This is a genomic window from Methylotenera oryzisoli (genome assembly GCF_004661485.1).
GTDB lineage: Bacteria > Pseudomonadota > Gammaproteobacteria > Burkholderiales > Methylophilaceae > Methylotenera > Methylotenera oryzisoli.
This window is the reverse complement of record NZ_PQVH01000005.1, coordinates 89,074-104,003: the sequence shown is the minus strand read 5'-3', so window position 1 is coordinate 104,003 and position 14,930 is coordinate 89,074. Positions and strand designations below refer to the sequence as shown.

General features: G+C 41.2%; 12 protein-coding genes. 8 read left to right on the top strand and 4 right to left on the bottom strand.

Annotated features, from left to right (window positions below; all coding sequences use genetic code 11):
* Nucleotides 1-4 precede the first annotated feature (4 nt).
* From C3Y98_RS02795 to C3Y98_RS02785, 3 genes are all read left to right on the top strand, one after another.
* On the top strand, nucleotides 5-628 hold the full coding sequence (locus C3Y98_RS02795) for an SPOR domain-containing protein (protein ID WP_135276593.1): 624 nt from the start codon (nucleotides 5-7) through the stop codon (nucleotides 626-628).
* A 161-nt stretch (nucleotides 629-789) separates the two neighbouring features.
* Nucleotides 790-1,437, top strand: coding sequence for a thiol:disulfide interchange protein DsbA/DsbL (locus C3Y98_RS02790; RefSeq protein WP_135276592.1), 648 nt, complete (start codon nucleotides 790-792; stop codon nucleotides 1,435-1,437).
* Between the two features lie 168 nt (nucleotides 1,438-1,605).
* Nucleotides 1,606-2,418 carry an SDR family oxidoreductase gene (locus C3Y98_RS02785; protein WP_135276591.1) on the top strand — a complete coding sequence of 271 codons (813 nt, stop codon included), beginning with the start codon at nucleotides 1,606-1,608 and terminating at the stop codon, nucleotides 2,416-2,418.
* 56 nt (nucleotides 2,419-2,474) lie between these two features.
* Here C3Y98_RS02785 and C3Y98_RS02780 read toward each other — a convergent pair whose 3' ends face one another.
* Both C3Y98_RS02780 and ettA read right to left on the bottom strand, forming a co-directional pair.
* Complete coding sequence (locus C3Y98_RS02780; protein ID WP_135276590.1) at nucleotides 2,475-2,969, bottom strand: type II toxin-antitoxin system VapC family toxin; 495 nt, start codon at nucleotides 2,967-2,969, stop codon at nucleotides 2,475-2,477.
* A 9-nt stretch (nucleotides 2,970-2,978) separates the two neighbouring features.
* Entirely contained in the window at nucleotides 2,979-4,643 is a 1,665-nt protein-coding gene (gene ettA / locus C3Y98_RS02775) for an energy-dependent translational throttle protein EttA (protein ID WP_135276589.1), read from the bottom strand.
* A 144-nt stretch (nucleotides 4,644-4,787) separates the two neighbouring features.
* Between ettA and C3Y98_RS02770 the strand changes: the two genes are divergently transcribed.
* Entirely contained in the window at nucleotides 4,788-5,333 is a 546-nt protein-coding gene (locus tag C3Y98_RS02770) for a YaeQ family protein (RefSeq protein WP_135276588.1), read from the top strand.
* A 28-nt stretch (nucleotides 5,334-5,361) separates the two neighbouring features.
* Here the strand turns inward: C3Y98_RS02770 and C3Y98_RS02765 are convergent, their stop codons facing one another.
* Nucleotides 5,362-5,988, bottom strand: a complete 627-nt coding sequence (locus C3Y98_RS02765; RefSeq protein WP_135276587.1) for an adenylate/guanylate cyclase domain-containing protein — start codon at nucleotides 5,986-5,988, stop codon at nucleotides 5,362-5,364.
* A 69-nt stretch (nucleotides 5,989-6,057) separates the two neighbouring features.
* Here C3Y98_RS02765 and C3Y98_RS02760 point away from each other — a divergent pair, with 69 nt between their 5' ends.
* From C3Y98_RS02760 to C3Y98_RS02745, 4 genes are read left to right on the top strand one after another with little or no spacing between them, the layout of a single operon-like run.
* Nucleotides 6,058-6,867: a TnsA endonuclease N-terminal domain-containing protein gene (locus C3Y98_RS02760; RefSeq protein WP_135276586.1), complete on the top strand. Its 810-nt coding sequence runs from the start codon at nucleotides 6,058-6,060 to the stop codon at nucleotides 6,865-6,867.
* Nucleotides 6,860-9,043, top strand: coding sequence for an integrase catalytic domain-containing protein (locus tag C3Y98_RS02755; RefSeq protein ID WP_135276585.1), 2,184 nt, complete (start codon nucleotides 6,860-6,862; stop codon nucleotides 9,041-9,043). The genes C3Y98_RS02760 and C3Y98_RS02755 overlap by 8 nt, the downstream gene beginning before the upstream one ends.
* On the top strand, nucleotides 9,040-10,437 hold the full coding sequence (locus C3Y98_RS02750; RefSeq protein ID WP_135276584.1) for an ATP-binding protein: 1,398 nt from the start codon (nucleotides 9,040-9,042) through the stop codon (nucleotides 10,435-10,437). The genes C3Y98_RS02755 and C3Y98_RS02750 overlap by 4 nt, the downstream gene beginning before the upstream one ends.
* 2 nt (nucleotides 10,438-10,439) lie before the next feature.
* Nucleotides 10,440-12,317 carry a TnsD family Tn7-like transposition protein gene (locus tag C3Y98_RS02745; RefSeq protein WP_135276583.1) on the top strand — a complete coding sequence of 626 codons (1,878 nt, stop codon included), beginning with the start codon at nucleotides 10,440-10,442 and terminating at the stop codon, nucleotides 12,315-12,317.
* A gap of 33 nt (nucleotides 12,318-12,350) precedes the next feature.
* Here the strand turns inward: C3Y98_RS02745 and C3Y98_RS02740 are convergent, their stop codons facing one another.
* Nucleotides 12,351-14,027, bottom strand: coding sequence for a TniQ family protein (locus tag C3Y98_RS02740; protein ID WP_135276582.1), 1,677 nt, complete (start codon nucleotides 14,025-14,027; stop codon nucleotides 12,351-12,353).
* Nucleotides 14,028-14,930 lie beyond the last annotated feature (903 nt).

Below are 14,930 nucleotides of genomic sequence, written 5' to 3'. Positions count from 1 at the left end.
CATTATGAGCAGGGATTACAAACCTAGACCAGAACGTTCGTCCAAACCAAGCCAGGGCAATCCATTTGTCACTGGTTTATTAATCGGGTTTTTACTGGGCGTAGCCGCTTCTTTAGCGGTAGTGATGATGATTAAGGGTGAAGAAAGCCCATTTGCCGATTTAGCCTCACCTAATAAGCCAGTCTCTGAAAAAATCGCAGATACCACTCAAGAAAAAGCGGCACAGGATAAAGAGGCCGCTGCAGAAGAGAAAACTAAACCAGCTGAAACAGCTGAAGATAAAACGCGTTTTGATTTTTACACCATACTGCCTGGCAGCGAGCGTCAGGTAACTACCGAAGAGGTGAAAATCAAGGAGCAAAGCACTGAGCCTTCAGTTAAAAATACTTACTTTTTACAGGTAGGTGCTTTTCAAACTGAAGACGAAGCAGACAATATGAAAGCCACACTGGCCTTACAAGGTTTTGAAGCTGTGGTACAGACCGCAACCATCCCGAACAAGGGAGTTTGGCACCGCGTACGCGTGGGACCGCTCAAGAATCTGGAGCTCATTAATAAAACTAAGGCGGATTTGGCCAGCAATGGTTTTAAATCTGATTTAATTACCATCAATAATGAAACCCAATAGAGACTGCACTGGTCAATGCAAAGTGATCGCAATCAACAAACAGTATTGATAAGAAATAATTGTCAGCCAAATTGCAAGATGAGACGTTTAAGATGACACGTTTGTTGAATAGCTGAATTTTTAATTACAAATTTAAAGAATCGTTAACAAGGACAATATCAATGAAAAAATTATTAACCGCTTTAATGTTGCTAGCCTCATTTAGCGTCATGGCTGAACCGCAAATGGGTAAAGACTTTGATCGCACCGCACAAACCATCAATACCGATAACCCAAACAAGATTGAGGTAATTGAGCTATTTTGGTACGGCTGTGGCCATTGCCACAGCATGGAAACACCGATCAACGCATGGGTAAAGAAATTACCGGCAGATGTAGCGTTTAAACGCGTACCAGGGCTACCGCACCAAGCATGGGCACCAATGGCGAAAGCTTACTATGCAATGGAAACACTAGGTGTGTTAGAAAAATTGCACACACCGTTATTTGAAGCGATTCACACTAAAAAATCACTCAATCCTACTGATGAAAAAGCTGCGATTAACTGGGTTACACAACAAAGCGGCCTAGATAAAAGAAAAGTGGAAGAAGCGTTTGGCTCATTTGCGACCAACACTAGCTTAAATCGTGCGGCTAACATCTTCCGTTCTTCAGGTGCCACTGGCGTGCCTAGCTTAATTATCAATGGTCAATTCATTACTTCAAGCACCATGGCAGGCAACAATGATGCAGCGCTAAAAACTGCTGACTACATCATCGCCAACATTCGTGCCGATAAAGCCAGGGCAGCTGCCCCAGCAAAAAAGTAACGGCCTCACCCCACTGGTTTAAAGCCTGGCTTAAAGCTTGGTATGAAAAGCTTTTTAATTGGTAAATTACTCTGGCTGTCCTAAACTTAAAACCCCGTTTCTGCTATATCGCAAAACGGGGTTTTATATTTACATGAACTGTCATGCAACAATTAATAATAATGGAAGATGGCGATGAAAGTTTTTATCACCGGTGCATCCAGCGGCATAGGAGAAGCACTAGCATATGAATATGCCAAGCGCTATTCAGGCAAAGATACAATCATTGGCATGGCAGCAAGGCGTAGTGAGCACTTACAAGCACTACAGCAGACTTTAGAATCCAGCTATCGCGTCAAATGCGCAGTTTATGCGTTAGACGTACGCGATGGCGAGGCACTGAGCTCTGCTGCGCAGCATTTTATACAGCACTATGGCGCACCTAATGTTGTGATTGGCAGCGCAGGTGTCAGTAGCGGCACACTCACCGAAAATGCGGTAGACACCAATGCATTTCAGGCCGTGATGGATATCAATGTGATCGGTCTTGTGAATACATTTCAACCATTTATTCATGCCATGCACTTAGCCGCCGACAATGGCCAGCCAGCTCAGTTAGTCGGCATCGCCAGTGTAGCTGGCATACGTGGCTTACCGGGCGCAGGGGCATATAGTGCGTCTAAAGCTGCCGCCATTGCCTATCTGGAAAGTTTACGTGTGGAAATGTTACATCACAATATCGCTGTCACCACCATTGCTCCGGGCTATATCCGCACCCCAATGACCGATATCAACACCTATAAAATGCCATTCTTAATGGATGTGGATATCGCAGCACATAAATTTGTGAATGCGATTGAGCACAAGCGGCGTTTTGTGGTCATCCCTTGGCAAATGGGCTGGGTAGCAAGGCTGATGCGACTGATTCCGCCTGCACTTTGGGACAGACTTGCAAAGAATGCACCGCATAAACCTCACATTAGTGTTGAACAGTCAAAATAGGACAGATTAGGAGATTGCCCGCCAAATCAATGTCACAGCATTCGACATACCGTGGCTTACGTTGGGGCAGGCTCCTCCATAACATTCCATGCCTTCAGCCCCTCAAATCTTGCTGCGTTAGCGAGCTCTTTATCTGCGGTAACTAGAAGCGTTGCGGATTCATTTACCAAGTCAGAAAAATATCCTTTTTTGACACTCAAAATCTGAAAAGCGTCAGAGAGGTCAAGCTTGCTTCGCTGGGCGAGATCTCTTGCATAGGAAAAGGTCAAAGGGTCTATGAAGTTGAGGTCTTTAACTTGTGACGACGAGGCACCATACCAAGCGGTAAGACGAAATGCTGCATCAACATATTGCTCCTGCGTGAGCTGACCCTTGCTTTTCCATTTTCCTTTGAGTACGTTCATTGCTTCATAGAAGCAAAAGGGCGTTGTGTACTTAGTTGCACGACTGTTGAAATACTGGCGCACCACATCTGAACGTGGTTCGTCGCAGTAAACTTTGGCTAGTGCCGAGGCGTCGAAGAAGTCAGCCCTTAAGACGGTGCGGCTCATGTGTAAGCTCTAACGAGCAATCGGCTTATAACGAATACGTTTTGGCTTCGCGCCTTCCTCACCTAAACGTTTACGTTTATCAGCTTCATATTCCTGATAATTACCATTAAAGAACGTCCATTGCGACTCGCCTTCAGCCGCCAAGATATGCGTGGCGATACGGTCTAAGAACCAGCGGTCATGCGAGATCACTAACACGCTGCCCGCAAACTCTAGTAATGCATCCTCCAGCGCACGTAATGTTTCTACATCTAAATCGTTTGACGGTTCATCAAGCAGCAATACGTTGCCGCCTGAAATCAGCGTTTTTGCTAAATGTAGACGTCCACGCTCACCGCCTGACAGTTGACCAACGATTTTCTGCTGATCGCCGCCTTTAAAGTTAAAGCGGCCAATGTAAGCACGAGATGGTGTTTCATAACGGCCCACAGTTAAAATGTCTGAGCCACCTGAGATTTCGTCAAACACAGTCTTATCATTACTCAACACATCACGGCTTTGGTCTACGTAAGCCAGCTTAACGGTTTGACCGATGTTCACTTCACCGCTATCTGGCTGTTCCATACCAGTAATCATCTTGAACAGGGTAGATTTACCCGCACCGTTCGGGCCGATAATGCCCACAATCGCACCAGCTGGAATGCTAAAGCTCAGGTTATCAATCAGTAAACGGTCTTTAAATGCTTTGCTCACACCATTAAACTCAATTACTTGGTCGCCTAAACGCTCACCAGCAGGGATAAAAATCTCCTGTGTTTCATTGCGTTTTTGGTACTCGGCGCTTGCTAACTCTTCATAACGTGCAATACGCGCCTTGCTCTTGGCCTGACGTGCTTTTGGGTTCTGGCGTACCCACTCCAACTCAGTATTCAGCGCTTTACGGCGTGATGACTCTTGCGACTCTTCTAGCGCCAAACGGGCTTGCTTCTGATCTAACCAGCTAGAGTAATTGCCTTTCCATGGAATACCGTGCCCACGGTCTAACTCTAAAATCCATTCCGCCGCATTATCAAGGAAGTACCGGTCATGGGTAACCGCCACCACAGTGCCCGGAAAGCGCACTAAGAACTGCTCTAACCACTCTACAGACTCTGCATCCAGATGGTTGGTTGGCTCATCTAGTAACAGCATATCTGGCTTAGATAATAACAACTTGCACAAAGCGACACGGCGCTTCTCACCGCCAGATAACGGACCAATTTTTGCATCCCAAGCTGGTAAGCGCAGGGCGTCAGCCGCAATTTCTAGTTGATGCTCAACGTCAGAACCACTCGCAGCAATGATATTTTCATAACGCGCTTGCTCTTCCGCCAGCTTATCAAAGTCTGCATCAGGCTCGGCATAAGCTGCGTACACTTCCTCTAGCTTTTGCTTAGCCTCCATCACTGCACCCATGCCGCTTTCTACTTCTTCTCGCACGGTTTTATTCGCATCTAACTGCGGCTCTTGAGGTAAATAGCCGATCGAAATATTCGGCTGCCACTGCACCTCACCCTCAAACTCTTTATCGGCGCCCGCCATAATGCGTAGCACCGTAGATTTACCGGAGCCATTTAAACCCAGCAGACCGATTTTTGCGCCGGGGAAAAAAGACAAAGAAATATCTTTAATAATCTGTTTTTTGGGAGGGACAATTTTGCTCACGCGGAGCATCGACATTACATATTGAGCCATGATGTTATCTTGCAAATTTAAAAACGAAAGCTTAACAGAAAGCCTGCATGCTTGCTTGCTATCACTCACTGCAATCAATGATTACCAATGAATAAGGCTGGGGAATGTAGGTATAATGTGCCAACGATAAAAGGCACCGCTTACATGGCAATCAAATCCACAATTTATAAAATCGATCTACAAGTTTCTGATATGGATCGTAATTATTACCAGCAACACAATTTAACCATTGCTAAGCATCCGTCAGAAACTGATGAACGCGTCATGGTACGTCTGATTGGTTTTGCCATGTATGCCAATGAAGCACTGATATTTGGCAAAGGCTTGAGCGACGATGAGGAGCCAGATTTGTGGCAAAAAGATCTCACCGGTGCTATCGAATTATGGATGGATGTCGGTTTGCCAACAGAAAAAGATATTCGCAAAGCAGCAGGGCGTGCCAAGCAAGTCGTGGTTGTGCTTTATGGTGGACGAGTGGCGGATATGTGGTGGACAGCCAATAGCAAAGCCCTACTTAAAATCAACAACCTCACTGTGATTAATTTACCTGAGACGAAAGAACTAGCGAATATTGCAGAACGTGGCTTTAATATCAGTTGCACCATTCAAGATGGGCAAATCATGGTGGGGCATGACGGCGGCACTTTAGACATTAGCCCTGTGATATTGAAAGAACCAAGCACTTACTAACTTGGTAGCTTCTTAGTCATGGTATTAGTTATGTAAAAATGACTTTGTAAGCAGCGTTTGCACCTGCTGGTGCGTGTTCCAACTTTTGATAAGTCGCCCCTGAAAAATCCGCGCAAGCTTGTTGAAATGCGCCAGTCACCAGCGTTTCACCTTGCTTAGCGACATCCTCACCCAGCTTACAAGCGGCATTCACCTCTGCGCCGAACACCTCGGTATTCCCTACGCGCAAAATCTTACCGTAGCCTAAACCCACACACAGGTGAACTCTTTCCTGCTCAAGCTTAGCCTCGTTATAAGGAATTAAAACCTGCTGCATCACCAGTGTGCATTGCAAGGCCTTTTGTGGCTTACGAAAAATCACTAACAGAGAGTCACCATCCGTTTTCAGTAAAAAGCCCTCATGCTGCTCAATTACTGGTAACAACAAACGCTCAGATTCATAGATGGTCTGTAAAAAATGAATAATGCCATACTCAGCAACTTGGCGAGAAAAGCCCGCCAAGTCCGTCATCATCACGCACCATTCTTCGCCAAATAAATCCCAAATTCGCTGATCTATTTCTGCTTTATTGGCATCAGGCAATAACCTCTGTGCAATCAGGTCATATAAACGACCTTCAGAGTTTTGCATAACGGTTTTAGAGTTGTGACTCATCACGCTCCAATTCTTCTTTAAATGACTAATATTATGGATATTTCAAACAAATGGTAGTAAAGTGCACTAATGCACTGGAAAACTGACCCAGGATTATATCCACCATACCTAAGAACGCGAATTCAACGTGGAAAAGGCGTAGGAAAAGGTATAACCTATAAACCTTGGTTAAAAATTAGAGATGTACCTTCTGAAGGAACATCGTCATCAGTTTCAGGGATCATCGTACCAAGACCTTACAACCTTCTATCAGAAATTGAAACTACATATTTCTACCTGTTGGAACGAAAGCCATCAACTGTGGATATTCAAGAGCAGTGGCCAATTCTAGATATCGACAGAACTTTAGAGTTATGTGCTGAATATGGGATACGACATAACTTCCGGAACTCAAACCCAGAACCATTTACTATCGACTTCCTAGTTACATCAAGGAATAACCAAGGTGAGTTAAGCGTACGTGCCGCAAGTATCAAGACGCCGGTAGATGCTTCTAATCCTGACATACGCACTAGATTGCTTATTGAATACGTTTGGTGTCTTGAACATGAAATTCCATGGACTTTAGTTGACACCTCTAAATTTAATAAAACAATGTTAGCTAACCTGCGATTCATGAGAACTTGGTATAGACATCGTTATGTATCTAGTCCTGAAAATGAAGCTCTCTTTATTAAAAATTTTCATTTGTCATATAGAAAAAATATTCTGTTAGCAGAGTTTATTCAACAAACAAGCAAAACCATGCGTTTATCTACGGATACTACACTGGATATTTTTAGATATTGCACCTGGTCAAATTTCATTGATATTTCCCTTCAACATCCGCTAGCTTTAGACAAACCTATCTTCCTTAATAGAGCATCTAATCATGATTGAATTCCAGCCATTAGAAAATCCAGCACTCTCCCCAGGGCTTGCTCTTCGAATCAGTGATAACGATATCCGATATCTTCGATTAACACATGTGTTTGAAGAGTGTGTTTATGTGATGTGGGTAAGCGAGCCAGAGCAAGCTCGCTACGCACGTCGACCATCAAGGATGTTATTAAAGGTGTTGAAAAAAATGGCATCCAGTAACAATGCCACTTGGGGAAGGATAGGATTGCCGTCAGCATTATCTGTATCACCAATTCCAGAATCTGAGAGGGCACTGGAGTTAAACGCCGCATGGCTTTTAATCGAACCACTAATTGAAAATTTTGATTCGGAAACAAATCTATCACGCTCACGTTTTAGTTATCTTATTCGAGAGCGTTCAGAGGAAATGCAGGCTAATTTTTTAACACTACTAAGAATGATTCTAAGATATTACTACTTCGGCAGAACAAGGCTAGCTTTGCTCCCACTACCTAGGGGGGTGCAGCAAGAAAAAAGGGGCTATCCAGATATTGTGAAAGAGAGTTCTGGTGAAGTTCGAAAACCTAAACGTAGAGGTCGTCAATCAATCTTATCAGAAGAATTAGGTAATAATGATTTTGTAGTTCTTGAAGATGATATTTCAGACATGATTGACTGTTTGAAAACTTGTTTACGAAAAGGTCCTACTTATCGAACATTGGCACACGAGCATTATCTTGCGACCAATTTCAAAATACGACACCCAGAAATACATGCTGCATATCTAACTGGGAAATTATCTGAACCTGTTACAGCAAGACAATATAGTTATTACATAAATAAATTTGCCGTATTAGACGATGATCTAGCTAGAAATTTGCGTTCTCAAGAACGAAAACAAGGCTATCTTGGCTCTACTCAAGCAAGCGGTCCTGGCGAAGTGTATGAAATTGATGCAACTATTGGTCGCTTACATCTTGTTACGGACGAAGAGTTACCGACTATAGTAGGTAAACCTACTATATACTTAATAATCGATCGCTGGAGCAGATTTGTAGTATCGGTATATATTTCTTTACGATCACCTTCATATGAAGAAGTGCGCCATGCATTGCTCATCGCTTTTACCTCTCGTGAAAAACGGTTCAAAAATCTGAGTGTAGACATAGACGATGAGCGTTGGCCAATAGGTAGAATGCCCGCAGTGTTATGTCCTGATCGCGGTTCAGACTTTATGAGTCATTCCATGGAGCAATCCGTAGTTCAAGATCTTCTTATTGAGCTAACCCCACTTCCACCACTATGCCCGGATGGAAAACCTATCGTAGAAAGATTCATACGTGAAATCAAGCGCAGAATGGCAGCCTCTGGAATGAAAGGAGTATATGCGGACAGACCAATGGATCCTCATTCGAAACGTGCAGCTAGAAAGGCAGAGGCGGCTGCAGTACATTCATTACCTGAAGCTTATAGGCTATTAATTGAAATTATCGACGACCATAATAATAGGCCTCACACAACCTTAAAACGTAGACGAGTACTAAGTTTAAATAATGTACCCCCCACACCAAAAGAAGCATATTTATGGGGTTTAAAAAATATTACCGGTTTACGTAAAGCTCCATTGACTGATGATGATTATAAAAAACTATTACTTAGCACTGATAAAGCGAGTATTTCAAACAGTGTTTTAAGGTATAAGCAACGTCCGTATTTACCAGCGAATGAAGTTGCATATGATATTGCAAAGAAATCAACAACCCGCGCACAATCAATTGATATAAGGCTCGACAAAACTGAACCACATGAAATTTATGCAGTAACCGCTAGACGCGAGTGGGCATTATTTCGAATTACTGAAGGAGCTGCTAAAGAGTTAGCAAATCTTACTCTTGACGAAGAGGAAGTTTTATCTTCCCAAACCGCGAAACTGTGGGCAAAAGCTGAGCATAAAAGCAGGGTTGCTCGTATTGCAGCGAAAAGTACAAAAAAGACCGTTAAGCGGAAAGAAACTGCCACGAAAGTCGATAGAGAACAATTATTAGCTGCTCGGCAAAAAGAAACTGCAGCAATGAAACGTACGCTCACTGGCAATGATGATCCTAAAAAATCAAATATTGAAGATATTTCTGGAGTATCTAACTGGGCCAATATTGAAGAACAAGAACGCTTAAGAAACCTAGAGTTGATCCGTAAACATAGGAGCAAAAAATGAATCCGATAGAAATCATACCAGCAAAATATATTGATACGGGCGTTACACGATTCAAAGGAAATCCCTTTATTGAAGCGTTACCTTCACTTGAAAAGACAAAAAGTGATTATCTAACAGGATTGTCAAATTATCCTCCTAAACCGACTGCTAAGACAAGAAGATCGGGAGAAATCGTGAGAATGATGGAACTATCAACTTTAAACGATATTGTTATACCATTTCCTGAATATCAGAAAGCTGCAATCACATTAGCAACAATAATGCGTGAAACCTATGTTGCGCGAAATCCTTTAAGTGTACAAGATAGGCAACGACGCCATGCGCTTGCAACAGATGGCTCAGACGGCCTGCCCTTTCCTGCGAATTGGAAGTCATCTGCCAAAGGACATTTCATGATGGCGGTTAGTGGCATGGGTAAAACAACCTTTGCTCAAGCCTTTCTACTTCAGTATCCACAGGTAATTAAGCATAGCGATTATCATGGGCAAGTATTACAGTGCACGCAAATCGTCTATTTATTCCTTCGAGTACCACATGATGCTACGCTTAAGAGCTTATGTATTCAATTCTTCGATGAAGTTGATCGATTATTGAATACTAGTTACGCTCGCCAAGCACGCGGAGTAAAACAAATCGGTCTAATGGTTCAATTAATGAACCAAGTTGCTACAGCAGTTTCTCTAGGCTTTTTAATCGTTGACGAGTTACAAAATCTTAAAAGTGCGAAAGGTGGAAATGCTGAGTTTGTTCTAAACCTGTTTAGCGAAATTATAGAAAGACTTGGTATCAGCTTGTTGGTTTTAGCAACTCCTGCAGTTCAATCTGTAATAGAGGGAAGTGTACGAAACGCTAGAAAGTTAGCGTCCTATGGTGAAACTGTCTTAAAACCAATGCCTAGAAATGACCCACAATGGGAAGATTTCTGTGAAACTCACTGGGAATATTGTTTCGTTAAAAACAAAGGTCCTTTAACCAAAGAAATTCGTAATGCTTGGCACAATGCATCTGCAGGAAACACAGCATTTGCATCATTAGCCTATATGCTTTCTCAACGTAATGAGATAGGCGGCAGAGAAATCATTGATGTTGCATCATTTGAACGGACTGCAGCCACTGATATGGCATTTTTACAGCCTGCAATAATGGCATTGATTAGTGGTAAACCTGAAAAACTTCGCGCATTTGACGACCTCATCTTTAGCCCAAAATATCTAGCCCTAAGAAAATTACTTGGTGCAAATGATGTAATTTCCAAAAATAACGTAACTGAAGAGTTCGATGACATCATTGAATACTCTCAAGCAAAGATATCTTCCAAACGACCAAGTGCAGCAATAACAGCAAAAAAAATTAGCGAAAGTGACTTACCAATGGAAGATCCATTGAGCATGTAACTATGAACCCAGAATCTGGACAGGCTGTAGATGTTTCAACATCTCTATGCTTCGTTCCACAGATGTTATCTGATGAACTGGTCTACTCTTGGCTAGGGAGACTAGTTGCATTGAATGCATTGGGTCACCCTAAAGAGTATTTGAGTCAATTATTTGGAACAAAAAATATCGTTCCCTGTATCGATCTTCCTACCCATCTAGATGCATTACATAACCGTTTAGGGGTCAATTCGCCTTATAGCTCCATAGAGCAATTGATTGATCTTGGTACATTATATCCATACCATCGGCCATTTCTTACTCAAGAGAGGCACGAACAAGTTCACAATATTTTAATTAGTAATGATGGCAAGGCGTTAAAAGTGTTAATAGGTAGAGTTGCCAATAGATTTGGAGCAAGCCATCCTTTACGCTACTGCCCAATTTGTACTATGGAAGACACTCAAACTTTAGGAACGCCGTATTGGAAAAGAAGCCATCAGTTACCAGGTGTGAAATGTTGTATTAAGCATAAGTGCGAATTAACTACTTATATATCGCCACATTTGGTAACAGATAAACGGCGAATTATTTTAGCTCCATATGTTAACTTTGATTCAAAACCAATAGCAGCTTCAGAGAAACAGATTCTGTTTGCAGAGCTTTCAAGCGGCCTCCTAAATTCAAAATTGGCTGTTATTGATCCATCAATACGTAAAAATTTATATGTTGAAGCTATAAGATTAGCTGGCTTAAGTACCAAAGGATCATATATTGACTATAAAAACCTCAGTCAATCAATTTGTAACAACTATGATTATTTTGAGGATTTCATTCACAGAGATAGATTATTGGCTAGTTCTGAGTCTTCGCTTAATTGGCTACGTACTTTAATTCAACGCCCTGAAAGAGCTTCACATCCAATTTGCCATTTATTGCTAATTGGCTTTCTATTCAAATCAGTAAAAACATTTAAAGAGGCATTGAGGCATTTACATATAGATGCTGAGCACAACATCAATCCCTCTAAAGCAATTAATAACTCAGACTTAAAATTGGATATTAATGAGCAAGCAAAAATCATAATTCACGATAGCTCAATTTCTTGCAGAACAGCCGCCAATATTCTCAACTTGTCAGTTACAACTATTGTCTGCCGCCGGAGGGCACTAGGATTACCAATTTCAGAAAGACGTAAATCTCTATCCATTATTAAAATCAATGCTATTAAAGATGATTTTCTTTCCGGATTGACCCCATCTGCTATTGTATTGCGTCAAGGAATTTCAATTAGTACGGTTTACCGTATACGTGCACAATTAACTGATACCCTTAAAGCTCAAAAACTTCAGATATTTAACAAGGAGTTAAAGACAAGACGAAAGCAATGGTTGCTAATAAAATCCCAACACTTGGAGGATGGAATGACTATGGCGCGATCAGAAAACCCATCTACTTATGCGTGGCTTTATAAACATGACTGTATGTGGCTGCGGGAAAACAGTTGGAAACCATCTAAACAATTATTTCCAAAAAAACTGAGAATTGATTGGACTACTAGAGATCAGAATTTACTTAGAACATTAACCGATTATGTTTCCTCAATTATGCAAACTACACATAGGCCTCGCATCAGTAAATCATTAATGTTTAGAAAATTAGGTGAATCGATGATTAGGGCAAATCTTAAAAAAATGCCACTTTTAGAAAAATTTATTCAACAACATACCGAGTCAATTGAGTCATACCAAAGGCATAGAATTGACCAAGCAATTCATGACCTCAAATCCCAATCTAATTGTGTAAAAATTTGGAAACTCAAACGTATTACCGGCATTCGGAACTGGTCCAGTGATAATGAGTTTTATGTAAATCAAATACTTAAAGGCCTAGATCACTAAATAATTATGACTCTTAATTTTACAGATTAAGTTTTACCAAAGCGGCACAATAGTCTCTGATTGGAGAATTCTTGCTAAATCTTTTTGAACGTCTTTTGTTGCTGGTAACTTTGCTACACGGTAGATTTCGGATAAACCTAGCGACTTTCCTTCTGCTTTTAACGTGTTAATTGCCCATATCAACGTCCTATTCTGCTTGTCATTGTTTATTTTCAAAATCTCCTTTTCAATTTCTGGGAATTCTATTAATAGATAATCAACTTGAGAATGCGTCATTCCAGATGCATGTGCTAATTGTGGCCTAGTGATACGTTTTGGACGCTTCTCATTTTTGACATATCGATGTAGTGATTCTAATAAGTGATTCTTTTGTTCCTGCCGGATAGCATTTCGCTTTTGATCCACTTGCCTAGCTTTTTTGATTTGAATCATTTTGAGTTGTTGATCTACCCATGATTTATCCCTAATTCTCGCCCTTATCCCAGGACACCGACCCAAAGATTTTCGGTAAAGTGTTTCAATACTTGGGGCATCAGACTCCATTAGTTTTAATATAATGTTTCTGTCTTGTTCTATTGTCGGCAACTTTGTCTTTGCAGCACTAGGAAGAAGTTTAATCAGCCATTCGTAGTCATTGATTTTCAGAAACCAATATAGATTCCTATAATGTGAGGGAGGCTTATTAGGATGCAGAGAAATTTGCTTCAGAAGCTCTTTGCGAGCAAAATCCACTGTTAATTTATCAATGCGGTAGCTTGTAACTGAGCGTTCAATCTGTTCTTGATTTTGGGTCGCGTCACTTGCGTGCCTTCTAAATCCTTCAACTGCTGATTGGAAACTAATATTTTTGGCTACTAATAAAGCTGCACAGTCGGGTGCTTTAACTTGGCGCCATTTTACACGGGAATGTTTTGTGACTTGATGTGATTTGCCAAATGCTTGTTTGATTATAGGAACCCAAGACTTAGTACCTATAGATTCAAGAATAAAATTTCTGACATCTTTATTATTCCAATTTCTATTATCTACGGTAAGTGCCTCAAAACTCAGCTTGGCAATAGTGATATCTACTTCAGACATATTGAATGAATCAGCTTCAACTGATGATAGTAAATGATCACAGGTGCATTTGAGCTTTAAAGGATTTATCAGCTTCCGTTGAATCGGTGCAATGACCAATCCACAGGCTCTACATCTATCCATTAATTTACACTGGTGTTTATGGCAAGCAGTTACATTGGGTAGTTGATGTGCCCTATGCCAATATGGCTCACCATATTCCTCATAATCTTCTGAAACACACACGGGACAAAAATGTGGAATTTTCAGTGTTCCTGTACTGTTGCCATTTTGAGTTAACCGAAAAAAATTATCTACGCGTCCAGTTACATTTGATATCTCAATATCAGCCTCATTGAAATGTTTTTCTGGTTGATGATTTATAAGGCCATCAAAGGTAATCCAATATGGAAGCGTTGTAAGCTCCATCCAGACAGACGCACGTGTCTTACCTAATAACTGGAACAACAACTCATTTTGTGGAGAAGTTTGAAATAAATCAAAATAAGGGGCTTTAAGCCATCTCTGGAACCCTGCAGCCACTAACAATGATGACCATGTACCCTCTCCATTATGCAATCGAATGCTTGATAGCCAAGACCCTAAGATTTCATCTGGGTATGGTTTAGGTAAATAGGGAATGGCTATCATCAGCTTTATTTTTCTTATTGATCCTAGTGCTCAGCAAAATATGCAGAAAAGCAGCTATTTAGTTCAGCTCTTCTGATTTCAGCAATCGGCCAGAAGTAGACATTCAACGTTTGACATAATTGGTCGGCGACCATATCACATCAATCCTCGATATTAAACCATCATTGAAGACTGCTTCGACCAGTCCCGGTTGATGTATATTAGCCATCAACCCACAGAACATCTCTTACAAGCACATTATTGGCTAGGTAACCAATAATGATATGTACAGTGTGGATGTAGCCTAGTTTTCACGAAATGCTGTCGGCGGAAGCATAACCTTGTCCCAAAGGCAGCTTTATGCTTCCAAATCAAAAAGCCAAGTCTATGCTTCCAGTTACAATTTACGGAAATTAAGAGTCTATTAAAATGTATGACTCTATTGCTAAATTAAGATTACTAAACTTTAAGCTTGAAGATGTGATTAGAAGACAATGCTCTGATAAATGGTGGCGATTCAAATACCCAATTTTTATTAATTCCATAATACTTACTTACAGTCTATGAAGCTAATAATTAACGCTTAGAAAGAACAATGGTCGCATAAGCGGCCATTGCATGCGAGATTCTCTCAGTGCTTTCACACCTAGCCACTCCTGGTGACATCCAGTTTCCCAGACGGCGCTACGTTTTTTCACTCGCTTTAACGTAGCTTTATGCCAACAACAATAGCACTTTATCAAAATATGTAAATATTTATTTAGCCCTAAACTGAGTATTCCTGTGAAAAGAGTCAATTGGAATTATTTTAAAAGAGCCACTAATAACTTTCTTAACTGTGCCAATTGGTTGTTGGTCTGCAAAGCGGGACAAAGCGGCCGTTCAGTTGAGTTCTTCTGACTTCAGCAATCGGCCCATTGCAGT